We start from the raw sequence: 22,441 nt of genomic DNA on the forward strand, positions 1-22,441 counted from the left end.
CCATGAAGACCGTCATCCAGCGCGTGAAGCGGGCCTCGGTCCGGTGCGGAGCGCTGGAGGCCACCATCGGCCCCGGCCTCCTCGTCCTCACGGGTCTCGAGGCCGGGGACACGGAGGAGACCTGCGCCTGGGCCGCGGCCAAGATCGCCTCCCTGCGCGTCTTCGGCGACGCCGACGGGAAGATGAACCTCGGCCTCCAGGAGGTGGGCGGCGAGATCCTGGCCATCAGCCAGTTCACGCTGGCGGGGAGCATCGCGCGGGGCCGGCGCCCCTCCTTCGATCAGGCCATGGCGCCGGAGGCGGCGCGGGTGCTCTTCCGCAGGTTCCTCGACCTGCTCAAGGCCCAGCATCCCCGCGTGAAGTCCGGCTTCTTCCAGGAGCACATGGAGGTGGAGCTGGTGAACGACGGGCCCGTGACCTTCATCCTTGAGCGGTGAAGGGACGCAGCTGGATTCGCCACAGTCAATGCAAGAGGAAGTGGCCTTCCAGCACCTTCACGGCCCGGCCTCCGATCCGGACGCGATCCCCGGCAAGTTCGCAGGCCAGTTCTCCACCGCGGAGCGACGCCTGGAAGGCGCGCAGACGTGTCTTCCCCAGGCGCTCGGCCCAGTAGGGAATCAACGTGCAGTGGGCGCTGCCGGTGACGGGGTCCTCCGGCACCCCATCCCCGGGAAAGAAACATCGGGAGACAAAATCGTAGGCCTGGCCGGGAGCTGTGATGAGCGTGCCCATGGCGGGAAGCGCCCTGAGGGCCTCGTAGTCAGGGCGCACCTCACGAACCGCGGCTTCGTCATCCAGGACCACCATCGCATCCCGGGCGAGGCGCACCTCGCGGGGACGGACACCCAGGGCCTTCGCAAACGCATCCGCCAACTCAGGTGCGGGCCGGCCGGGACGGGACGGAAAGTCCAGGACCAGTTCCTCTCCCTCGCAGTTCACCGTCAAGGAACCGCTGCGGCTATGGAACGACACGCTTCTCGCCTCGGGTTCGAGTTCGTGGAGGATGAGCCAGGCGCTCGCCAGGGTGGCATGACCGCAGAGATCCACCTCAGAGACAGTGGTGAACCAACGGATACGCCATCCTGTGGCTTCCTTCACCAGGAAGGCCGTCTCAGAAAGGTTGTTCTCCGCCGCGATGGACTGCATGAGGGCATCTGGCAACCAGCTATCCAGCGGCATCACGGCCGCAGGGTTCCCCTCGAAGGGACGGGAGGCGAAGGCGTCGATCTGGTGCAGGGGCAGGCGCATGGGGGCTCCTGCCCACATGTTGGGCAGTCAGACTCCGGATCGGAAGGGCCCCGCAGGCGGACCACAGACCGGGCGCTGAGGTTCATTCCGAATCGGTGAAAAGGCCGGTGGCGGCTCCCATCCAGCGCGACAGCGGAGCGGCCAAGGCCAGGGTGATTCCCGCCAGCAGGAGGCCCGCGGCCACATCCACCACGTAGTGGACGCCGATGTAGACCGTGGCGAAGACCACGGCCAGAGCCCAGACCCAAAGCAGCGGCGCCAACCTGGGGAAGGGACGCGTCGTCAGCAGGGCCGGCAGCACCGAAAGGGCCGTGTGGCCGCTGGGGAAGGCGTCCAGGGTGGTGGATTCGGCCCCGTGGAGGAAGGCCCGGACCGCTTGGGAGACGGCGCCGCCGCCCAGCTTCGCCGCCGCGAGCGCTTCAGGCACCCGCGGCCCCTCCGCAGGCCACAGGAAGTACCCCAGGAAGGACAGGTAGAAGCCCAGGAGGATCCGGAAGGCGGTCCGCTCGAAGGCCTCGGGCCCGAGGCGGAGCCGTGCGAGAACCGCCGCGGTGATGGGCAGGAAGTAGAAGCTGGCGTAGGCGAGGTAGATCAGGTCCGTGAAGGCCGCGGGCCGGCCGAAGGCGCCGTGCCAGGCCGCGGCGAGCTGGCCGAACCAGCGGGCGTCGGCGGCGGCGAGCGCCGTATCCCAGCGGTGGGTGTTGACCGCCACCACCAGCGGCTGGAGGAGCAGGAACACCAGGAGCACCACCAGGATCGGCAGGAAGTCGCGCAGCACTGCGCCCGCCCTCCCCTTCGCCCGGCCCACCAGCAGGACGGCCAGGAGCAGCCCCGCGAACGTGGCGCCACGGGAGATGCCCCCTTCGGGCCGCGCCAACACGATGAGCAGCAGCAGGCCCGCCAGGACCAGGGCCGTCAGCCGCTCGGAGGGCCGTAGGCTCGCGACAGTCGCGGCGATCATGGCTTGTGCGCGTCCGCTTCCAGGCCCTTCCACTGGGGCGTCCCCTCCGGCGGGCCCAGCCACCGCGCGGGGTCCTCGAGGATCTGCGACACCAGCGCCAGGGAGCGGGCGCAGGAGAAGGCGTCGTCGATGCGCTCGTCGAAGGTCCAGCGCACGGACAGCGCCTCTTCCGACGTCACCCCGTCCCGGGCGGCGAAGACCGCGCGCCGGGGCGCGGAGACGGCCCCGAAGATGGAGACGGTGCCGTACTCGTAGAGGTGGTGGAACACGTCGGAGACGCCCACGGAACCCAGATTGGCCAGGAAGATCGTCGCGTACATGGGGTCGTCGCGGATCATGAAGCCCGGGAAGAGGTTCCAGCGGTCCAGCCCCCGCGCGAGGGCCACCAGCCCGCGCACCAGCGGGCCGGGCAGCCGCATGATCAGCGCCACTTCCTTGTCCACGGCGCAGTCCTTGTCCCGGGCCTCGTCCACCCGGATCGAGATGCGCCGGGAGAAGTCCGGAAAGCTCTCGCCCTTGGGGCACGCCAGCTTCACCGTGACATCGGCCCCGTCGTCCGTGAACTCCCGCTTGGCCACGAAGGAGATGGACACGCCCCGGCGCTGGTAGGTCCGTCCGCCCGAGACGAACCGGTTCAGGCGCGGGCGGGTCTCGAGCGCCACCGCGGTGGCGTAGGCCACCAGGTGGAAGAGCGTGGCGCGGGGATGGTGGGTGCGGTTGTAGGCCTTGAGCCAGACGCGCGCGGCCGCGATGCGGTAGACGGATTCCTGGTAGACGCAGCTCTCGTTCCGGCCCCGCATGAGGTAGGGCATGATGCGCCGCACAGGATCCTCGCCGCGGATCAGATCACCATCGGGACGGGAGAAGAGGGGCATGGACCAGGGTTGTCGTCCATGCCCCTCCTGTCAAGACGACCAGCAAATCCTCTTTTCGCATTGACACCCGGGGGAGTCGGGATTATCCATGGGGCAACCTCTCCGGGGATCCCATGCCGACGCCTTCCGCACGGTTAAACCTGCCTGTTTCCGGTCTGCTTGCCGCAGCCCTCCTCCTGGCCTGGGCCCCGGGCAGGGCCCAGGAGGCCCGGCCCTGGACCATGACCGCCTACCTCCAGCAGAGCTGGCCCAAGCAGACGGAGACCAACCGCCAGATCAAGGACATCAACGCCGCCATGGGCACCTCGTTCAAGACCTGGGACGACGTGGCCAACCTCAACCTGGGCCTGCAGGCCTTCCGGGACCTGGACCCCCGCTGGAAGGTGGGCCTCGAGCTGGATTACTCCCGGGGGAAGATCGATGGCTCGGCCACCGTGGACACGCCCGCCGGCCCCGCCACCCTGGCCTTCGAGCAGAAGTACACGGTCTACGCGGACCTCCTGGCCCTGGTCCAGTTCCGGCCCCTGGGCACCGACCGGCGCTGGATCCCCTTCCTCCAGGGCGGGCTGGGCGTGGCCTACGAGAAGGACCGCACCCTCCTGACGCTGCGCAATCCCTACCTCGACGAGACCCTGCTCCACGTGGACAACGACGGCTGGTTCCCCATGTTCACGGTAGGTGTGGGCGTGGATGTGTACTTCTCGGAGAAGCGCACCTGGTACGCCGAGGCCGGCGTCAGCTACTCCTGGGCCCGCCTCAAGCACGATGTCGCCGCCAGCGGCTCCCTGGCCCCGCCCACGGTCACCGCCGACACCGATTCCACCGGCCCCAATGTGTGGCTGGGCATCGGGCGGAGGTTCTAGGGCCTGCTTCCCGAACGCAGCGGCGCCCCAGAAAACGATTCCCGGGGCGCCGGATGTCCTGCGGGTGGTTCAGAGCGTCATGCGCTGCAGGCTGGCCTTCAGACTCTCGTCGACGATGGCGAGGCAGTCGGCGAAGTGGGCCTTGGTCTCCTTGCTGAAGCCGGGCTTCAAGGGCGCGGACTTGAGGGCGGGCTGCAGGGTGCGCAGGGCCTCCCGGGCCAGGGCCCGGGCGTCCGCAGGCGTGAGGGGATTGGCCTTCAGCACCTGGGCGCTGAGCTGGCGCAGGTGCTCCCGCTGCAGGTTGCGCCGCATCACCGAGACCTCGCGACCACTCTTGAGCTCGGTCCAGATGGCGCCCTGGAGGGCATCGTAGAGCTCGGACAGGCGGAAGGCCCCCTTGGGATCCGCCAGCTTGTCCGGCGCGTCCAGGATGCGCTGGGCCACGGCGGGCTGGAAGAGCTGGGCCAGCACTTGGGTCTGGGTCCGCAGCACCCACTGGGCGGGCGAGGGATCGGCGTTCACGGGACCTCCGAAGCGGTCCGTGGTGAGCCGCGAGAGGAACTCGGGCTTGAAGCGGAAGGCGTCGACGGAGAAGATCCCCGTCTCCAGCAGCTTCAGGGCCTGGCGCTGGCGGGCGGCGGGGACGGGCGTGATGGGCGCCCGGCCGGTGCCAGCGTGGTCGCGCAGGTGCACCACGCCGCCGATGTACTTGGCGCTGAGGTTGGCCGAGAGGCCCACCTGCCCCAGGGCCCGGAGCAGGCCCCGGCGCAGGGGCTGGTATTCCTCGCCGTCCTGGAAGGTCTTGGCCTGCAGGCGGTCCCAGAGCTCCTTGGAGAGGCTCAGGCGCTTCTGGTAGAAGGCCAGCGGATCCGAACCCAGGTCCCGGCGGTTCACCTCCGGGTCCATGCCCTCGAGGCCCATGAAGCCCAGCGCCTCCTCATCCGTGCCGTAGGCCAGCTGGGGCTCGGAGCTGCGCGCGGCGATCTTGGCGAGGGCCGCCTTCTCCTCCGCGGGGGCCAGCGGCTTGTAGCCGTACTCGATGACCCAGTGGTCGTAGGGGCCCAGGGTGCTCATCACGTACTCGCCCTGGCGCTGGCCCTTGAGCGCCAGGTTCAGGGCGTTGTAGTCCATGACGGACCCGGTCAGGCCGTGGGACTTGGTGAACTCCGGATCCGAGACCTGGTCCAGGGAGTAGATGGTCGAGGCCCGGAAGTTGTGGCGCAGGCCCAGGGTGTGGCCCACCTCGTGCGTGATCACATCCTTGAGCACCGCGGCCACATAGGCGTCCTCCTCGGGGCTCCCCGGGGCGATCTCGCCGCGGGTCTCCAGGAGGTCCAGGGCGAAGCCCATTTCCTGCTGGGCCTCGGCCGCGTAGGTGCAGAGGTCCTGGTCGCGCCGGAAGAGGAAGGGCTCCTGGGCCCGGGGCGGCAGGGTCTCCCGGGCATCCGTGCGGGTGCCACGGGCCCAGACCTCGCCGATGCCGATGTCCGCGTCCAGGATCTCGCCGCTGCGGGGATCCACCTGGCTGGGCCCGATGGCGAAGCCGATGTCCGTGCCCGTAAGCCAGCGCAGGGAGGCGTGCCGGGCGTCGTGGGTGTCCCAGTCCGCGTCGGCGGGCTGCACCTTGACCTGGATGGCGTCCTTGAAGCCCTGCTCCTCGAAGGCCTTGTTCCAGGCCAGCACCCCCGCCGTGACGGCCGGGCGGTACTTCTCGGGGATGTTCCGGTCCAGCCAGAACACGATGGGCTGCTTCGGTTCGGAGAGCGGGGCGGCGGGGTCCTTCTTCTCGAGGCGCCAGCGGTGGATGTAGTGCACCTTGGGATCCACCCTGGTGTCGTCGCCGAAGTCCCAGCGGGTGGTGGCGAAGTAGCCCAGCCGGTCATCCGCCAGGCGCGGGGTCATGGGCTGGTCCGGCAGCTTGGCGAAGGAGACATGCCAGCCCAGGAACAGGCTGCGGATGTCCTCCAGGGTGGCCGGGGGCGGCGTGAAGGGCATGGGCGGGGCGCCCGGCATCTGCGGCGGCGGCAGGATCACGCGCGCCAGGGAGTAGTGGGCCTGGATCCGGAAGGCGGCCTGGTCTTCGGTGCCGCGGACCTTCTCGAAGAAGCTGTTGGCGGCATCGAAGCCGTAGGGCTGCCGGAAGGCCGCCTCCAGCCGGGTGGCGCCCATGGGGATGTCCTTCAGCAGGAGGGCGTTGGCCTCCACCAGGAAGGACTTCCGCTCGGGATGGGGCTGGCTGAGCACCGGCGCGCTGGAGAGCAGGCTGTCGGTGAAGCCCTCCGCCACGGCCCGCGCCGCCGCCGAGCCCTCGGGCGCGGTGAAGGTCGTGTTCTTCGCCAGCAGCTGGAGGGAATTCCCCACGCGGCGGAAGCTGGCGAGGTAGCTGGCATCCATCATGCCGCCGTAGAGGCCGCGCTCCCCCAGGCCGCGGGTGCTGCTGATCGCGAGGAAAAAGGGCGCGTCCAGCTGCTCGGGCTTCACCTCGATCCAGACCTTCTCGTCCTTGGTCCAGAGCGTGAAGAAACCCTTCTGCTCCTTGGCGTCCTTGATGACCTCGGCGAAGGGCTTCAGGGCCCCGGGCGCCGGGGCCGCCGCAGACGTGGCAGGCGTGGCGGCCGCCCCCACCGGAGCCTTGGCACCGTTCGAAGGGGCCTGAGCGGCGAGGCTCAGGCAGACCAGGGGCAGGAGCGCGGCGAGGCGCGGATGATGGCACATACGGACCCTCCTCCAAGGAGACATGTGCCATACCATACGCGGACATCCTCATCCCCGTTTAGGGATTTTCCGATGCCGGGGGGCCCTTCAAGCGGCTCCGGCCAGCCCGCCGATCCAGGCGAGGACATCGGCCCGCATCTCGGGGCTCAGGGTGTGGCCGGCGCGATACATCCGCGTGATGTGGGGGATGCCGAGGTCGGCCAGCCACTGGTCTGACCGCTGGGCCCAGGCCACGGGCAGCGTGGGGTCCTGCTCGCCGTGGCTGATGAAGGCGCGCAGGTGCGCCAGCCACTCCCGCTTGGCGATGCGGGGCTCGAGCTCCGGGAGGATGCGGCCCGAGAGGATGGCGAAGCCCCCCACGCGCTCGGGCGCGCTGAGGGCCACGCTGGCGCTCAGGATGCCGCCCTGGCTGAAGCCGGCGAGGACGGTCCGGCGAGCCTCCACGCCGTGGTCGGCCTGCAGGCGGTCGACGAGCCGGATGAGCGCGTGGCGGCTGTCCTCGGCTTCGCCCGCGGCGATCTTCGGGCCCTCCGCGGTGAACGCCACGCGGAACCAGCCGAACTGGTCGGGTCCAAGCTGGAGGCGGCTGCGGACCAGCACCACCAGGGTGTCCGGGCCCACGCCGGCCGCGAGGTCGGCGAGGTCCGTCTCCCGGCCCCCCACACCGTGCAGGAGCACCACGAGGGCCCGGGGATGGGCGGGCTGCGGCAACCTCACGCGGAAGGCCAGACCCGACGAGGCGTCCTGCCGCAACTCACTGAAGGATCGTATGGATGGAGCCATGGGTGCCTCCAGAAATGGGCCACTCCAGAATGTGGAAGCCTCCGGTCGCCCAGGGAACGGCCGGAGGCAGGTGCGAACCACAGGTCCGGCGGGATTACTTCTTGGCGGCCGGAGCGACCTTGCCGGCTTCGGCGTTCAGGCTGACGGCGACGGTCTCGCCGATGACGCCAGGGAAGGTCTTGATGCCGTACTCGTTCCGGTTGAGGCTGAGGGCGCCGTCGATGAAGCCTGCCACCACGCTGCCGGGCGTCATGCCGGGCTGGGTCCCCGCGTTGGTGATGGGGAAGGTGATCCGCTTGGTCACGCCGTGCAGGGTGAAGTCGCCGGTGATCTCCAGCTTGCCCTTGGCCACTTCCTTCACCGCCGTGCTCTTGAAGGTGATGGTGGGGTACTTCGCCACGTCGAAGAAGTCGGGGGACTTGAGGTGCTTGTCCCGGGCCTCGTTGTCCGTGGTCAGGCTGGCGGCGTCGATGGTGACATCCACGCTGGACTTGCTGATGTCGGCGGTGTCCACCTGGATGGTGCCTTCGAACTTCGTGAAGCGGCCGCTGACCTTGGCGAGCAGGTGGCTGACCTTGAAGCTCACCTCGCTGTGGACGGGGTCGATCTTGTAGGTGTCCTGACCGGCCAGGGCGGGCACGGCCGCCAGGGCGAAGGTGGCGAGCAGGGTGCGGAAGGGGTGTCGCATGGAACCTCCAGAGATTAGGTGTTTCACCATGCAATTCAGTCTAGGCGCTTCCAATGAAGTTGCAACACCTTTTTTAACGTTCTCCTCTTTTTGTTGCGTAAACTTATTTATTTACAACATATATAGTAATAGCACCCGACCCCCGCGGCCCCGGCTAGCGGGGTGACACGGGGGTTGGGCGCTCTGAGCCTTGCCGGGCCGGGAGCTCGAGTCCGGCCTCAGGCCGGTTCCTCCTGGATGGACTCGGGCAGGACGGTCCTGGGTCGCTCCGGCCGGGCGGCCCAGGAGCCTCCCGGGTCCTGCCCTTCGACGCGGAAGAAGGCGATGGTGGACTGGAGCTGCTCCGCCTGCGCGGAAAGTTCTTCGGCGGTGGAGGACATCTCCTCCGCCGCCCCGGCGTTCTGCTGGATCACCTGGCTGAGCTGCTGGATGGCGCCGTTGATCTGCCCCGCCCCGGTGGCCTGTTCGCGGGAGGCGGCGCTGATCTCCTGGACCAGTTCCGCCGTCTTCTGGATGTCGGGCACCAGCCGGGTCAGCATGCGGCCTGCCCGTTCCGCCACCTCGACGCTGGTGCCCGACAGCTCCCCGATCTCGCCCGCCGCGGTCTGGCTCCGCTCAGCCAGCTTCCGGACCTCGGAAGCCACCACGGCGAAGCCCTTCCCGTGCTCTCCCGCCCGCGCCGCCTCGATGGCCGCGTTGAGCGCCAGGAGGTTCGTCTGCCAGGCGATGTCGTCGATGATCTCGATCCGGGCGGCGATGTCCTTCATGGCGGCCACGGCCTCCGCCACGGCGCCGCCGCTCTTCCGGGCGTCCTCCGCGGACTTGATCGCCATGCGCTCCGTCTGGGTGGCGTTGTCCGCGTTCTGCCGGATGGTGGCGTTCATCTCCTCCACGGAGGAGGCGGCCTCCTCCGCCGAGGCGGCCTGCTGGGAGGTGCCGCTGGACAGGTGCTCCGAGCCGGTCGAGATCTGCTGGCTGCCCGCCGCGACGTTGTTCGCGGCGCCCTTGATCTGGACCACCACCCGGTTCATGTTCTCCACCATCTTCTTCATGGCGGCGAGCAGCTGGCCGGCCTCGTCGGTGCTCGTCGCCCCGATCTTCAGCCGCAGGTCGCCCTGGGCGAGCTGGTTGGCCACGGCCAGGCCCTCCCGCAGCGGCTTCGTGATGCTGTGGGCGATGACCATGGCGAGGAGGATGAACGCGAGGCCCGCCAGGCCCAGCGTGGCCACCAGGAAGCCCCGGTCCCTCGCCATTCCGGCGAGGCCCGCCTCCTTCTTCGCGGCGAAGGTCTTCTGGTGCTCCGCGATGAGGAGGAGCAGGAGCCCCTTGGCCTCCCGCCACTTCGGCTTCTCCTTCTGGACCAGCAGCGCGGTGGCGGCCTCCTTCCGGCCCTCCGTGGCCGCGGCCTGGACTTCGACCTGGAGGGCATGATCTTCGGCCCAGAGGGTCGTGACGGCCTTCAGCCGCCCCCGCAGCTCCTCCGGCGCCTCGCGCCCGGCGCGATCCAGGGCCTCCACCGAATTCCGGAAGGCCTCGTCGTAGTTCTGCTTCGCCTTGAGATCCGAGGGATCGATCAGGACGTTGCGCGTCGCCTGCCCCATCTGGAGCCCCTCGGCGTGGATCCGGTCGAGATCGATGAGCAGCGCCAGGTCCTTGTCGACCATGACCGTGATCATGTCCGCCAGCTTCCGGCTGTGGAGGAGCGACATGACCCCGACCACGCCGAGGCTGAGGATGATCAGCCCGATGAGCAGGTTCAGCTTCCATCTGATCGTCATGTTCTTGAACACCGGGGGCCCCTCCGGGATCGTCGCGGAATGATGTTGGAAAGCGCGTACCGGTACTACCTAGCAACAGGAGGGCCAATTAACTGCAGATGGATCAAATGATCGAAACACGAGGCATGGGTCATCTTAACTTTTGCGTGGAGGTGGCCGGCGCAAGATCAATATCTATCCACCCGGTCAGTCCTTGACCGGATACTCGCCCAGACCGGGGTCGCCTACAGTGGGGCCATGGATTCGGATGCTCTGGCACTCCGGCATGCCCTCCGGCCCCCTGGAATGGCAGCCGAGGAGGTGCTGCTTCGCGCCGAGTACTTCCAGGGCCAGATCGACTACCGCGCCTTCTGCGCCCGCTACCCCCACTACCGGGTGCTGTCCACCAACCCCCTGGTGCTGGAGCCGGAGACGGGAACCTGGGTCTACCTCGCGCGCTTCGGCGCCGCCGTGCTCTGGAACGCCTCTCCCGCGGTGGTGGCGTCCCTGCTCCACGACCTGACGGAGCTGCCGGGCACCGGGGCCCGGGTCGAGGCAGCCCGGGACGACCTGCGCGTCCGGCTGGGCGCCGAGGCCGACCGGGTGGACTTCGCCGAGGTCTGGCTGCGCGAGCTGACCCTGGACAAGCTCAAGATCATCTCCCTGGCCCTGGCCCAGAGCGTCGCCCTCGATTCGGTCGAGGCCGAGGTGAGCCAGGCCATGGCCCGGTTCGGCCCCGTGGTGACGGCCCTGCGCGAGGAAGGACGCCTGGTGCCCGGCCAGAAGGAGCTGCTGCGGACCGTCGGCTTCGCCATGGCGGTGCGCGCGGCGGTGCTGGACACCCTCACCCTCTTCGACGATCCGCCGGAGACCTGGGAGAGCGAGGCGCTGGCGCACCTGGACGGAGCCCTCTTCGACCAGTTCGACCTGGAGGAGCGTCTGTCCGCCGTGAACCAGAAGGTGGCCTACCTCCAGGACGCCGGCGCCACCGTGCTGGACGTGCTGGCCCACCGCAAGGACCAGCGGCTGGAGTGGATCATCATCGTGCTCATCCTGGTGGAGGTGGTCCTCTTCGTCTGGAAGGAGTTCCCCCTGAAGTGAAGGCCTACACCTTCGGCGCCGACATCCCGAACTGGGCCCAGCCATCCTTCGTCGGTCCGTAGATGCTGGGCACGTGGAGACCGGCCTGGCGCATGAGGACCGTCATCTGGCCCCGGTGGTGGGCCTGGTGGCTCACGAGCACGTAGAGCGCGAAGGCGCCGGTCCAGGTCTCCCCGTAGAGCGTGAAATTCCGCCCCAGCTCCGTGTTGCTCCAGCTGCCCATGTGATCGAGCAGGGAGTCGCTCACGGCGCGGTAGGTGTCGATGATCTCGGCCATGGTGGGCGGCGGCGGCGTGGCGATGAAGCCGTCGGGCCCCAGCCCCACGGGACCCTTCACCTTCAGGCCCAGGTTCTGGGGCAGCTCCAGGATGGTCTCCACCAGGTGCCAGGCCATGCGCCGCAGGTCCCGGTGCTGCTCATCCACGGCCTGGTGGGCCGCGGCATCCGGGATGGCCTCGAAGACCGCCAGGGTCTTCTCCGCCTCCTGCTGCCAGATGGTCTTGAAATCGTCCACGCGACGGAACATGCGGGCCTCCGGAAAGATCCCCGGAAGCATAGCGCAAACCGGCGCGAAAAGAGGGTCAGACGGGCGTCACGCCGCGACGCTTGGCGGGCCAGACCTCGCGCCTGCGGGCGCGGGCCAGGCGGGTGATGAGCTCGTGGCGCAGTTCGGCCGGGTCCACGATGGCGTCCACGTGGAGATCGGCGCCCAGCTTCTTCAGATTGATGTCCTCGTTGTACTCGTCGCGGAGCTGCTGGACATAGGCGGCGCGCTCTTCCTCCGGCTTCTCGGCGATCTTGTTGGCGAAGACGGCGTTCACCGCGGCCTCGGCACCCATGACGGCGATGCTGGCCGTGGGCAGGGCGAGGGTGGCGTCGGGATCGAAGCCCGGCCCGCTCATGGCGTAGAGGCCTGCTCCATAGGCCTTGCGCACCACCACGCAGATGCGCGGCGTGCTGCAGGAGGCCATGGCGCTGATCATCTTGGCGCCGTGGCGGATGATGCCCTGCTTCTCCACGGCGCTGCCGATCATGAAGCCCGGCACGTCGCTGAGGAACACGAGGGGGATGCCGAAGGCGTCGCACAGCGTCATGAACCGCGTGGCCTTGTCGGCGCTGTCCACGAAGAGCACCCCGCCCTTCACCCGGGGCTGGTTCGCCAGGATGCCCACGGGCTTGCCGTCGAGGCGGGCCAGGCCGGTGATGATCTCGCCCGCGAAGAGCTTCTTCACCTCCAGGAAACTGCCCTCGTCCACCAGGCCCTCGATGAAGTCCTTCATCTGGAAGGGCGAGTTGATGTCCTTGGGCACCAGCGTCTGCAGGTCCTTGGCCTTCACGGAGACACCCTTGGGCGTGGCCTGGGGCAGCGCGTCCTCGCAGTGCTGGGGGAAGTACGAGAGGTACTGGCGGCAGAGCGCGATGGCCTCCTGCTCCGTCTTGCAGAGGAAGTCGCCGCAGCCGCTCACGGCGCAGTGCATGCGGGCGCCGCCCAGGTCCTCCAGGCTGATCTTCTCGCCGATGACCATCTCCGCCATGCGGGGCGAGCCCAGGTACATGCTGGCGTTCCCTTCCACCATCATCACCACGTCGCAGAAGGCGGGGATGTAGGCGCCACCGGCGGCCGAGGGCCCGAAGAGCAGGCAGACCTGGGGCACCAGGCCCGAGAGCGCCACCTCCATGTGGAAGATGGTGCCGGCATGGCGGCGGCCAGGGAACATGTCGAGCTGGTCCGTGATGCGGGCCCCGGCGCTGTCCACCAGGTAGAGCATGGGGATCTTCATGCGCATCGCCACTTCCTGGATGCGGATGATCTTCTCCACCGTGCGGGCGCCCCATGATCCGGCCTTGATGGTGCTGTCGTTGGCCATGAGCGCCACCGGACGGCCGTCCACCGTGGCCGTGCCCGTGATCACGCCGTCGGCCGGCAGATCCTTGTGCAGCGCGTTGGCGAAGAGGCCGTCCTCCACGAAGCTGCCTTCGTCCACCAGCAGGCGGATGCGCTCGCGGGCGAAGAGCTTCCCGGCCTCGGTGTTCTTCTCATGGGCCTTGGGCGCACCGCCCTTCTTGATGCGGTCGACTTCCGTATGGAACTGATCCAGCTGCATGGGGGCCTCGGAATGGATCCTTCAGCATAGCGGGGCGGCATGCGATCCTGGAGGGATGCAAGACGCAGACGAGTCGCGGCAAACCGGGTTCCTGACGGTGCCTTTTTTCGTGGTCTGCACGTTCTACTTCCTGGTGTTCGCCGCCGGCTACCAGCTGTTTCCCGTGGTGCCCCTGCGCCTCCGGGAGTTCGGCGCCAGCCTGGCGGAGAGCGGACGATTCCAGACGGCCTTCATGCTGGGTTCGGGCTTCGGCGCGCTGGTGACGGGCCCCCTGGGCGACCGGCTGGGGCCGCGCCGCGTGCTGCGGGTGGCCACGCTGGCGGTGGTGGGCATCCTCCTCATCTACGCCCTGCTGCGGGTCCGCTGGGTGTTCTACCTGCTGGCGCCGCTGCACGGCCTGCTCTGGTCGGCCCTGCGCACCGCCTCCGTGGCGAAGGTCGGCGGCATCCTGCCCCTGGCGCACCGGGCCCAGGGCCTGTCGATCTTCGGCCTGACGGGCCCTGGCGGCGTGGCGGTGGGCCCACTGGTGGGGCTCTGGCTGATGCCCCACCTGGGCTTCTCCTGGATGCTGGTCCTGCTGGCGGGCGTCTTCGTGGCGCTGCACCTGCTGATCGGCTTCCTGCCCCGCGAGGAGTCCCGCGAGATCGAGTCCGTGGGCCTGTTCCAGTGGCCGGACCGCAGCGTGTGGGGGGCGGTGGCGGTCATGGGGCTGGTGGGCCTGAGCTTCGGCCCCATGCCGCCCTACAGCGCCCAGGAGGCGAAGGCCCTGGGAATGGCCTGGCCATCCGCCTTCCTGACCTGCTTCGCCCTCGGGATGATGGCCATGCGCGGCCTGCTGGCGCTGACGGGCATGGGCCGGCGGCCGGTGGCGCTGCTGCCCTGGATGGCCGCGCTCACCGCCCTGGGCTACGGGCTGCTCGCGCTGCTGCCAGGGGGCCTGGTCCGGCACCTGTCCTCGGGTCTTGTCTACGGCGCCGGGTACGGCATGGTGCACACCCTCATGCTCACCCACGTGATGGAGACCACGCCGCCCCACCGCCGGGGCGCGGCGACCGGTGCCTTCTTCTTCGCGTTCGACGCCACCACCGCCCTCGGCGCCCTGGGCCTGGGCTGGGTGATGCAGCGCGCCGGCTTCCGCTGGGGCTGGGCCATCGGCGCCGGGTTGATCGCCCTGTGCATCCCCGTGGCGCACCGCGTGGTCCGCAGACCGGCCGTGACATCCCTGTCCGCGCCCTCTGTCATCGTGGATGGATGACGGATCTTTCGAGCCCTCGGCCGCGTCTGATGACGCGGCAGTTCGCCCTCGTCTGGGCCATCACGTTCGTGACCTTCTTTGCGGCCTTCCAGCTCTTCCCCACGGTGCCGCTGCGCCTGCGCGCCCTCGGGGCCAGCCTGGCGGAAAGCGGCCGGTTCATGAGCCTCTTCACTGCGGGAAGCGCCCTGGGCGCGCTCTTCACGGGCCCCCTGGGCGACCGTGTGGGCCATCGCCGCCTGATCGTCCTCTCCGCCTCCCTCTACGCGCTCTTCCTGGGCGCCTACGCCGTGATGCCGGTGCGCGGCGGCTTCTACCTGCTGGCCTTCCCCCACGGCGTCGTGTGGTCGGGCCTGCTGACGGCCACCATGGCCTCGCTCTCCCACGTCCTGCCGGAAGACCGGCGGGCGGATGGCCTCAGCCTCTACGGCCTCGCCAGCCCGGGCGGGGTCATCGTGGGACCGCTGCTGGGCCTGTGGATCCACCAGCACTGGGGTTTCGCGCCCATCGGCTGGTACCTGGCCGTGATGTTCCTGGCCCTGGCCGCCCTGGGCACCACCCTGCCGAAGGATCAGCCCCACCGCCGGCCCGAGGGGTTCCAGTGGCCGGACGCATCGGCGCTCGGCCCCAGCCTCGTGCTCTTCTGCGTGGCCCTGGGCTACGGCGCGCTGGGGAGCTACACGGCCCAGGAGGCACTGGCCCTGGGCATGTCCCTGCCCTCCGCCTTCCTCTCCTTCATGGCCGTGGGCATGGTGCTCATGCGCATCGCCATGCTGCGGCGCGGCTTCGGGAGGCGCCCCATCCGCAAGCTGCCGGCCATGCTGGCGGGCGCCCTGGCCGGCATGATCCTGCTGGCCGCGCTGCCCGGCGGCACGGCCCGCCACATCGCCTCGGCCGTGCTGTACGGGGCGGGCTACAGCATGGTGCACACCCTCCTCAATGCAAAGCTGCTGGAGACGGCCGATCCCAAGCGCCGGGGCGCGGCCTTCGGCGCCCTGCTCTTCGCCTTCGACTCGGGCATCGGCCTCGGCAGCTTCAGCCTGGGCTGGATCATCGGCGGCTACGGCTACCGCATGGGCTGGGCCCTGGGCGCCGTCGCCGTGCTGGCCTCCCTGCCCATGGCGATGCGACTCAGCCGGCACTGAGCCCGCTCCATCGAAAGGGGCTCCACGAAGGGCACGAACGGAGATCCGTGGCTCTTCGGATCCGGATCAGGCGTGGCGATGCACCTTGTGGGCGGCGGCCTGGTCCACGCACTTGACGATCATCTGGTCGATGTTCACGTGGTCGGGCAGCATGAGGGTCCAGCGCACGCACTCGGCCACGTCCTGGGCCGAAAGGGGCTTGACCCCCTGGTAGACGGCCGCGGCCTTGTCATCGTCCTTGAGGCGCACGTTGGAGAACTCGGTCTCGGCCATGCCGGGATCCACGGAGGTCACGCGGATCTGCTCGCCGTTCACTTCCAGGCGGAGGCTCTGGGCCATGGCCTTCACGCCGAACTTGGTGGCGCAGTAGACGCTGCCGCCTTCATAAGCCTGGTGGCCCGCCACGGAACCGATGAAGAAGACGTGGCCCCAGCCGGCCTTCCGAACGTGCGGCAGGGCGGCGCGGACGGTCTTCACCACGCCCTCGATGTTGGTGCGGACCATGGCCTCCAGGTCCTCGTCCGGCGTCTCCCACATCTTGAAGGTCCCGCTGGCTAAGCCCGCGTTGGCCACGATCACATGGAGCGCTCCCAGGTCCTTCACGGCTTCCGTCACGAAGGTGTCCACGCTGGCGGTGTGCCGCGTATCCACCGCCCCGGCGAAGACCTTCACGCCGTGGGCCTTCCTGAGTTCATCCGCCAGGGCCTGGACACGCTCCACGCGGCGGGCGCCCAGGGCCAGGTGGCAGCCTTCCGCGGCCAGGGTCCGCGCCATGGCTTCCCCGAAGCCGCTGGACGCACCGGTGATGAGGACGATGGGGTGCTCGGGGCGCATGGGGTCTCCTGTGGAAGTCAGCGGTAGTTCCGGTGGAACTCGCCCAGGGCCTCGACGACCTTCTGGAGCTTGTCCGTGGGCGGGAGGATGGTGGTCCGGAAGTGGGCGGTGCCCTCGGCCTGTCCGAAGCCCGAACCGGGCACGACGCAGATGCCCGTCTGCTCGAGCAGGGCCATGGCGTAGTCGAAGTCCGTGCGGCCGGGCGGCAGCGTGATGCTGGGGAAGGCGTACATGGCGCCCGCGATCACGTTGCAGGTGATGCCCTCGACGCGGTTCAGCCCCTCGGCCAGCAGGACGGCCCGCTGCTTCAGCGCGCCGAGGATGGCGGCCTTCTCCTCCGCGTACCGGGCGTACGAAGGCATGCCCGGTTTCGGGGGGCGCACCATCGCGCAGGTGGCGGCCTGGCCCGCCAGGTTGGCGCAGAGGCTCACGCTCTGGAGCTTGAGGATCTGGGTGGCCACGTCCTCGGGCACGTTCCGGTACTCGAAGTAGCCGCCGCGCACGCCGCACTCGCCCAGGAAGCCCTTGGAGCAGGAGTGGAAGCTGAAGAGGGAGACTTCCTTCGCCTCCATCTGGTGGAGCACCTTGGCGAAGGACACGAACTCGTCGCCTGGCAGGTAGATGTTCTCCTGGTAGACCTCGTCGGCCAGGATCGAGAGCCCGTGGTCCCTCGCGAACCCGATGACCATCTCGATGTTGGCCTCGTCCAGCACCGCGCCCGTGGGATTGCCCGGGTTGATGACGCAGATGGCCTTCACATGGGTGCCTTCGGCCTTCGCCTGGGCCAGGGAGGCCTCCAACATGGCGCGGCTCAGCTTCCAGCCGTTGGCCTCGTCCAGGTAGTAGGGCACCATGCGTCCCTCGTACAGCGTGATGGTGGCCGAGTAGAGCGGGTACTGGGGGATGGGGATCATGATGCCGTCCTGCGGGCCGGCGAGGAGCAGCCGCAGGATGGTCTGCACGCCCTTGCTGGCGCCGTCCGTGAGGAAGATGGCATCGGGATCCACGCCGATGTGGTCGCGCTCCAGGATGAATTCGGCCACAGCCTCGCGGATGAACCGCACGCCGCGGCTCTCGCTGTAGGCGCCAAGGCCGTGCTTCGTGCCGGCGAGGATGGCCTTGGCGGTTTCGATCACGTCGGGCGGGAAGATTCCGGGGGCCAGGTCCATCAGCGCCGGATATTCGCAGAGGGCGAGGATCTGGCGGTTCCAGGTGAGGGCCTTCTGGCCCAGGGACTGGGGGTTCCCGATGTTGCAGTAGATGATCTCGCGGCCCTGCTTCTCCAGGTCCGCCGCCCGGGCCACAATGGGCCCCCGCACCGCGTATTCGGTCTCAAGGACGGCCTTCCCGAGGTCGGTCAGATGAATGGTCATGGGCACTCCAACCCTTGAGTTTAACCCGAGGCCGCACTGTGACCGCCGTCATCCTACTCCGTGACAAGGCCTCCGGCCTTGGGCGGCACGGGGTGGGCCGCTAGACTGGACCCTCCGGACCAATCCGCGCGCCATTCCACCTCCCCATCTGAAGAGGCATCCATGCTCGGTTTCTCGCTCACCCCCGAACAGCTGGCCGAAAAAGAACGGGCCCATACCTTCGCCGAGAAGATCATGCGCCCCGTGGCCCGCAAGTACGACGAGACCGGCGAGTGGGCCGTGGACGTCTACAAGGCCGCCTTCGACTACGGCTACCTGCAGGCCCTGGTGCCCGAGGACTGCGGCGGCCCCGGCGCCTCCCAGATGGATGAGGCCATCGTCTGCGAGGAGCTGTCCTGGGGCTGCGGCGGCCTCTACACCTCCATCATGGCCAACGGCCTGGCCATGACGCCCCTGCTCATCGCCGCCAGCCCCGAGCAGAAGAAGAAGTGGCTGGGCATGATCGCCGAGGAGCCGAAGTTCGCGGCCTTCTCGCTCTCCGAGCCCAATGCCGGCTCCGACGCTGGCGGCATGAGCTGCCGCGCCGAGAAGAAGGGCGACAAGTACATCATCAACGGCACCAAGTGCTATTGCACCAACGGTGGCTACGCCGACTGGTACGCCCTCTTCTGCAGCACCGATCCCAGCAAGGGGGCCCGCGGCACCAGCTGCATCGTGGTGCCCCGCGATACGCCGGGCCTGGTGGTGGGCAAGGCCCTGGACAAGATGGGCCAGCGCGCCTCCAACCAGGTGGAGCTCTACTTCAACGACGCCGAAGTGCCCGCCGAGAACCTCCTCGGCAAGGAGGGCATGGGCTTCGTCATCGCCATGAAGACCCTGGACCAGACCCGCGCCGCCGTGGCCGCCGGGGGCGTGGGCGTGGCCCGTGCCGCCTACGAGATCGCCCTGCAGTACGCCAAGACCCGCATCCAGTTCGGCCAGCCCATCTTCGCCAACCAGGCCATCAGCTTCATGCTGGCGGACATGGCCAAGAAGATCGAGGCCGCCCGCCTGCTCACCTGGCAGGCCGCCTGGATGACCGACAACGGCATCAAGAACTCCAAGCAGAGCGCCATCGCCAAGACCTTCGCCACGGACACCGCCATGGAAGTCACCACCGACGCCGTGCAGATCCTCGGTGGCAACGGCTACAGCCGCGACTACCTGGTGGAGAAGTGCATGCGCGACGCCAAGCTGCTCCAGATCTATGAAGGAACGAACCAGATCCAGCGGCTGGTGATCGCGAAAGAGATCCAGCAAGGTAACTGACCGAAAGAGCTCGGACCATCCGCGGGTCACGAGCGAACGCGCCTGAATGGCGCGTTCCGAGTGGGGCACCCGCTGGTTCGTTCAAACCACCAGGTTGGCCTCCCACCCTTTTCAAGAGATCCAGCAGGGCAACTAACGGTCAAAGAACGGACGACCACGCAGAAGGCGGCCAGGGGCCGCCTTCTGCGTTTTGGGTCTTGAAGACCGCAACCCCCGACCCTAGAATCCCTGTCAACCATCCATCTTTACCAGCTCAACAGCCGTGAAAAGTGGGGGAGGGACTCCCGCCGGGGATCCCGGTTTCACTCGGGCGCAAGCCTCCGCGATCCGCATGCCTGGTGCGTATCGCGCGACCAACCTCCAGGCTTATGGGGCTCCGTCCCCGGGAAGAAAGTCATGTCCGAAGGTACCGTCAAGTGGTTCAACGCCGAGAAGGGGTTCGGGTTCATCACCCCCGATGAGGGTGGAGCCGACATCTTCGTTCACTACTCGGCCGTCCAGGCCAAAGGGTTCCGCACCCTCGAGGAGAAGCAGCGGGTCAGCTTCGACGTGGTGCAGGGCCCCAAGGGGCCCCAGGCCGCGAACGTCAACAAGATCTGATTCCCCTTTTTCCCCCGGGCCCCGGTTCCGGCCGGGGCCCGTCGCGTACCCTGGAGCCATGAAGAAGGCCTCCGTCCGCCCGGTCCTGGGCATCCTGCTGATCGCCTTGATCGTCCTTCTGTCGCTGGAGGGATTCCGCCGCGACCCCCGGTTCGGGTGGATCCTCCCGCTCACGGTCCTGGCCGGGGCCTGGCTGGGCTGGGCGATCCGGCAGGCCTGGCTGTACCCCCCGCGGCTGACCCGCGCCGAAGCCATGTGGGCCGCCGGCGAGCCCGCCTCGGCCGTGGCGGAGTGTCTCTCCCGGGCGCCCCTGGCCACCGGCGAGCTGGGGTATCGGATCCGCCTCCTGCGGAGCGCGGCGCACCAGGCCCTCGGCTACCGGGACCGGGCCTGGCTGGATGCCCTGGAGGCCCAGCTCGCCCGCCTCCCCCTCTGGAAGCGGCTGGTGGTGTCCCTCGCCTTCCGGCGGGTTCCCGACACACCCTCCTCCCGCCGGATCGCCTGGGGGGACCGGTTCATCCGCCTGGCCCCGCGGATGGCCCGGCTCCGCCACCTGCAGGGCATCCTCCTCCTGCGCTCCGGCCGCGAGGATGCGCTGCATCGGGCCTGGACCCAATTCGAGGATGCCCTCCCCCTGGCCTGGGATGATCCGCTGGTGCTCGAGGACCTGATGCTGGCCGGTTTCCAGCATGGACGGGAGGACGTGGCCGAGCGCGCCCTGGCGACGCTGATCTCCCGCCACGGCGACCCGCGGCTCCCCTGGGACCGCGGGGCTGCGGGCATGTACCTGCTGCGGAACGGCAGGCCTGCCGAAGCCCTGGGCCTGGTCGGGGGCCTTCCCCGGGATCGCCGTGACCAGCCACTGCCCTGGCTCGTGGAATGCCTGTCCCGCCGGCGCATGGGAGACATCGACGGAGCCTGGAGGACGGTGGAGGACGCGGTCGGACAGTTGCCGGACGCCTTCCGCCTCTGGATGGAGCGGTACCAGATCGCACTCGACCTGGAACGCGACGCGGAGGCGCTCGGGAGCCTGGCGCGGGCCTGGCGGACCCTCCCGGAGGGAACGGAGGGGGATCTCCTCCGCGAAGAGTGGCAGCTCCGCCGAGCCGAGTTCGCCTTCTGGTGGGAGGGCGATCCAGCCTTCGCGAAACAGCTCCTCGAGAAGCTTCCGCCGGATCGCCAAGGCGACCATCGCCCCCCGCTCCTCCTGCAGGTCCGGGTGGCCCTGGGAGAATACGAAGCAGCCTACGGAGAGGTCGCGACCCTGCTCCAGCGGACCCCCGACGACACGAGCCTCCTGCTGCTCCAGGCCGACTGCCTCGCCGGCCTGGAAGCCTGGGAGGCCCTGCTCCCCTATCTGAACGGCCTGGGGGAGTCCTGCCGGGAGCGCGCCGATTTCTGGCACCTGCGGGGACTCGCCCGGGCCAACCTGGCGGATCACGTCCCCGCCCGCCTGGATCTGGAACATGCGGTGCGGATGGACCCCCGGAACCTGGGGTTCCTGATGGACGCAGGACATGCCTGCGCGGAGCTTGGCGATTGGGACCGGGCGGAGAGCCACTGGCGGCAGGCCCTCCAGGTGGACAGCCAGTCCGAGGAGGCCCTGATCCAGCTGGCAGAGGCGAGACGGGAGCTGGAAGACCTCGACGGGGCGCGCCGCTACCTGCGCGAGTGCCTGCTTCACCACCCCGACAGCGCCGATGCCCAAGCCCGCCTGGCGGAACTGGAGGCCAACTGAGCTCCCAGGATCAATCAGGCTTGATGTTCCGGAGCAGCGAGAGCTTGCTGTCGTAGCGGGCCTGCGCCTCGGGCTGGGCCCACTTGCGGGCCTTCTCCAGCGACTTGATGGCGTCCTTCGTCCGGCCCTGGGCCAGGGCCACCCGGGCCTGGATCCAGTAGAACTCCGGTTCGTAGTGAAGCAGCTTGATGGCCTGCTTGATGCGCCGCCCCGCCTCGTCCCACTGCTGTTCCCCGAGAGCCTCTTCGGCCAGGAAGGCGTTGAAGAAGGGATCCCGCTTCCGGATCTCCAGGCCGCGCTCCCGGTAGGCGGTCGCTTCCTCAATGCGGCCCTGGGCCCTCAGGAGGTTCTCCAGGTTCCCGCAGGGGGCGCCGTCCTTTGGATCTTCCGAGAGGGCCTTCCGGAACGAAGCCTCGGCGTCGGCGTCGTGCCCCTGGGCCCGCTGGACCACCCCCAGGATGTTCCAGCCCACTCCCAGGGCCGGATCCACCTCGATGGAGTGGCGGGCGACATGGAGGGCTTCCTCCGGCTTCTCCTCCGCCAGCAGCTCCACCGCCCGGTTGCTGAAGTAGAGTGCCTGCACCCGCTTCGGCTCGAGCGGCGCGATGAGCAGGCTGTCCCGGCGCACCTCGGGCAGGAAGTCGGCCACCAGCTCCTGTCCCAGCGTCCCGGACTGCACCACGGCCACCACGTGCCGCTCGAACCGCACCGTCGAGCCCACCCGGCGCCAGCGGCTGATCCGCAGGGGCTCACCGTACCGGACCTCGAGGCCGATGGACTTGCACGCGCCCACGAAAAGCGCGGTGAGGCCAAGGCAGTTGGCTTTGCGATCCCTCCAGACCTCCTTGGGGGTCCGGGTGTAGGCATTGTCATACACGATCCCCAGCCCACCCTCCTCGACCGGGGAGAAAAAGGCGCGGAGCAGGGTGGAGACCTTGGAGGGGACGCTCGGCCGGCCATTGGTCTGCTGACGCGCAAAAGCCTGAACCTCCGGCGGCGGCTCGAAGGGATCCTCGCCAGCCGTCAGCAGCACGGCACCAAGCAGCAACGGCAGGATACGCAGGCGCATGGAAGCTCCCGGCACAACATAGGGCT

General features: G+C 68.8%; 20 protein-coding genes. 8 read left to right on the forward strand and 12 right to left on the reverse strand.

All coding sequences use genetic code 11. The features are described from left to right. The first annotated feature begins 2 nt into the window (after positions 1–2). Positions 3–437, forward strand: coding sequence for a D-aminoacyl-tRNA deacylase (gene dtd, locus MLE42_RS09245; RefSeq protein ID WP_243287595.1), 435 nt, complete (start codon positions 3–5; stop codon positions 435–437). A gap of 25 nt (positions 438–462) precedes the next feature. Here the strand turns inward: dtd and MLE42_RS09250 are convergent, their stop codons facing one another. From MLE42_RS09250 to MLE42_RS09260, 3 genes are all read right to left on the reverse strand, one after another. After that, the gene (locus tag MLE42_RS09250; RefSeq protein ID WP_243287596.1) at positions 463–1,248 is read right to left on the reverse strand and encodes a PhzF family phenazine biosynthesis protein; all 786 of its coding nucleotides are present in this window, start codon (positions 1,246–1,248) and stop codon (positions 463–465) included. A gap of 82 nt (positions 1,249–1,330) precedes the next feature. Beyond that, complete coding sequence (locus MLE42_RS09255) at positions 1,331–2,209, reverse strand: phosphatase PAP2 family protein (protein ID WP_243287597.1); 879 nt, start codon at positions 2,207–2,209, stop codon at positions 1,331–1,333. Then, the gene (locus MLE42_RS09260) at positions 2,206–3,084 is read right to left on the reverse strand and encodes a 2-oxo acid dehydrogenase subunit E2 (RefSeq protein ID WP_243287598.1); all 879 of its coding nucleotides are present in this window, start codon (positions 3,082–3,084) and stop codon (positions 2,206–2,208) included. Before MLE42_RS09260 ends, MLE42_RS09255 begins: the two co-directional genes overlap by 4 nt. 113 nt (positions 3,085–3,197) lie before the next feature. Here MLE42_RS09260 and MLE42_RS09265 point away from each other — a divergent pair, with 113 nt between their 5' ends. Continuing rightward, complete coding sequence (locus MLE42_RS09265; RefSeq protein WP_243287599.1) at positions 3,198–3,947, forward strand: outer membrane protein; 750 nt, start codon at positions 3,198–3,200, stop codon at positions 3,945–3,947. Between the two features lie 69 nt (positions 3,948–4,016). Here MLE42_RS09265 and MLE42_RS09270 read toward each other — a convergent pair whose 3' ends face one another. The 4 genes from MLE42_RS09270 to MLE42_RS09285 all read right to left on the reverse strand — a co-directional run bounded on the left by MLE42_RS09270 (position 4,017) and on the right by MLE42_RS09285 (position 9,911). Further along, complete coding sequence (locus tag MLE42_RS09270; protein WP_243287600.1) at positions 4,017–6,662, reverse strand: zinc-dependent metalloprotease; 2,646 nt, start codon at positions 6,660–6,662, stop codon at positions 4,017–4,019. 87 nt (positions 6,663–6,749) lie between these two features. Further along, a complete protein-coding gene (locus tag MLE42_RS09275; RefSeq protein ID WP_243287601.1) occupies positions 6,750–7,445 on the reverse strand; it encodes an alpha/beta hydrolase in 696 nt (231 codons plus the stop codon). A gap of 94 nt (positions 7,446–7,539) precedes the next feature. Beyond that, positions 7,540–8,133, reverse strand: coding sequence for a YceI family protein (locus MLE42_RS09280; protein ID WP_243287602.1), 594 nt, complete (start codon positions 8,131–8,133; stop codon positions 7,540–7,542). Positions 8,134–8,351: 218 nt separating this feature from the next. Beyond that, positions 8,352–9,911, reverse strand: coding sequence for a methyl-accepting chemotaxis protein (locus tag MLE42_RS09285; protein ID WP_243287603.1), 1,560 nt, complete (start codon positions 9,909–9,911; stop codon positions 8,352–8,354). Positions 9,912–10,148: 237 nt separating this feature from the next. Between MLE42_RS09285 and MLE42_RS09290 the strand changes: the two genes are divergently transcribed. Next, entirely contained in the window at positions 10,149–10,991 is an 843-nt protein-coding gene (locus MLE42_RS09290) for an RMD1 family protein (protein ID WP_243287604.1), read from the forward strand. A 4-nt stretch (positions 10,992–10,995) separates the two neighbouring features. Here MLE42_RS09290 and MLE42_RS09295 read toward each other — a convergent pair whose 3' ends face one another. Continuing rightward, positions 10,996–11,517, reverse strand: coding sequence for a DinB family protein (locus MLE42_RS09295; protein ID WP_243287605.1), 522 nt, complete (start codon positions 11,515–11,517; stop codon positions 10,996–10,998). A gap of 55 nt (positions 11,518–11,572) precedes the next feature. Continuing rightward, positions 11,573–13,096 carry an acyl-CoA carboxylase subunit beta gene (locus MLE42_RS09300; RefSeq protein ID WP_243287606.1) on the reverse strand — a complete coding sequence of 508 codons (1,524 nt, stop codon included), beginning with the start codon at positions 13,094–13,096 and terminating at the stop codon, positions 11,573–11,575. A gap of 55 nt (positions 13,097–13,151) precedes the next feature. Between MLE42_RS09300 and MLE42_RS09305 the strand changes: the two genes are divergently transcribed. Then, positions 13,152–14,351 carry an MFS transporter gene (locus tag MLE42_RS09305; RefSeq protein ID WP_243287607.1) on the forward strand — a complete coding sequence of 400 codons (1,200 nt, stop codon included), beginning with the start codon at positions 13,152–13,154 and terminating at the stop codon, positions 14,349–14,351. 29 nt (positions 14,352–14,380) lie between these two features. Then, positions 14,381–15,493: an MFS transporter gene (locus MLE42_RS09310; protein WP_243287608.1), complete on the forward strand. Its 1,113-nt coding sequence runs from the start codon at positions 14,381–14,383 to the stop codon at positions 15,491–15,493. Between the two features lie 66 nt (positions 15,494–15,559). Here MLE42_RS09310 and MLE42_RS09315 read toward each other — a convergent pair whose 3' ends face one another. Together MLE42_RS09315 and MLE42_RS09320 are read right to left on the reverse strand one after the other, a co-directional pair. Next, complete coding sequence (locus MLE42_RS09315) at positions 15,560–16,327, reverse strand: SDR family NAD(P)-dependent oxidoreductase (RefSeq protein ID WP_243287609.1); 768 nt, start codon at positions 16,325–16,327, stop codon at positions 15,560–15,562. A 17-nt stretch (positions 16,328–16,344) separates the two neighbouring features. Next, positions 16,345–17,700 (reverse strand): aminotransferase class I/II-fold pyridoxal phosphate-dependent enzyme, encoded by a 1,356-nt coding sequence (locus tag MLE42_RS09320; protein ID WP_243287610.1) that lies wholly within the window; start codon positions 17,698–17,700, stop codon positions 16,345–16,347. 162 nt (positions 17,701–17,862) lie between these two features. On the opposite strand from MLE42_RS09320, the gene MLE42_RS09325 reads away from it, so the two are divergent. The 3 genes from MLE42_RS09325 to MLE42_RS09335 all read left to right on the forward strand — a co-directional run bounded on the left by MLE42_RS09325 (position 17,863) and on the right by MLE42_RS09335 (position 21,346). After that, positions 17,863–19,008 (forward strand): acyl-CoA dehydrogenase family protein, encoded by a 1,146-nt coding sequence (locus tag MLE42_RS09325; protein WP_243287611.1) that lies wholly within the window; start codon positions 17,863–17,865, stop codon positions 19,006–19,008. A 396-nt stretch (positions 19,009–19,404) separates the two neighbouring features. Next, on the forward strand, positions 19,405–19,608 hold the full coding sequence (locus tag MLE42_RS09330) for a cold-shock protein (RefSeq protein WP_243287612.1): 204 nt from the start codon (positions 19,405–19,407) through the stop codon (positions 19,606–19,608). Positions 19,609–19,666: 58 nt separating this feature from the next. Further along, entirely contained in the window at positions 19,667–21,346 is a 1,680-nt protein-coding gene (locus MLE42_RS09335; protein ID WP_243287613.1) for a tetratricopeptide repeat protein, read from the forward strand. A 10-nt stretch (positions 21,347–21,356) separates the two neighbouring features. Here the strand turns inward: MLE42_RS09335 and MLE42_RS09340 are convergent, their stop codons facing one another. Then, entirely contained in the window at positions 21,357–22,415 is a 1,059-nt protein-coding gene (locus MLE42_RS09340) for a tetratricopeptide repeat protein (protein WP_243287614.1), read from the reverse strand. Positions 22,416–22,441 lie beyond the last annotated feature (26 nt).

Source organism: Geothrix terrae, from assembly GCF_022808775.1.
Taxonomy (GTDB): Bacteria; Acidobacteriota; Holophagae; order Holophagales; family Holophagaceae; genus Geothrix; species Geothrix terrae.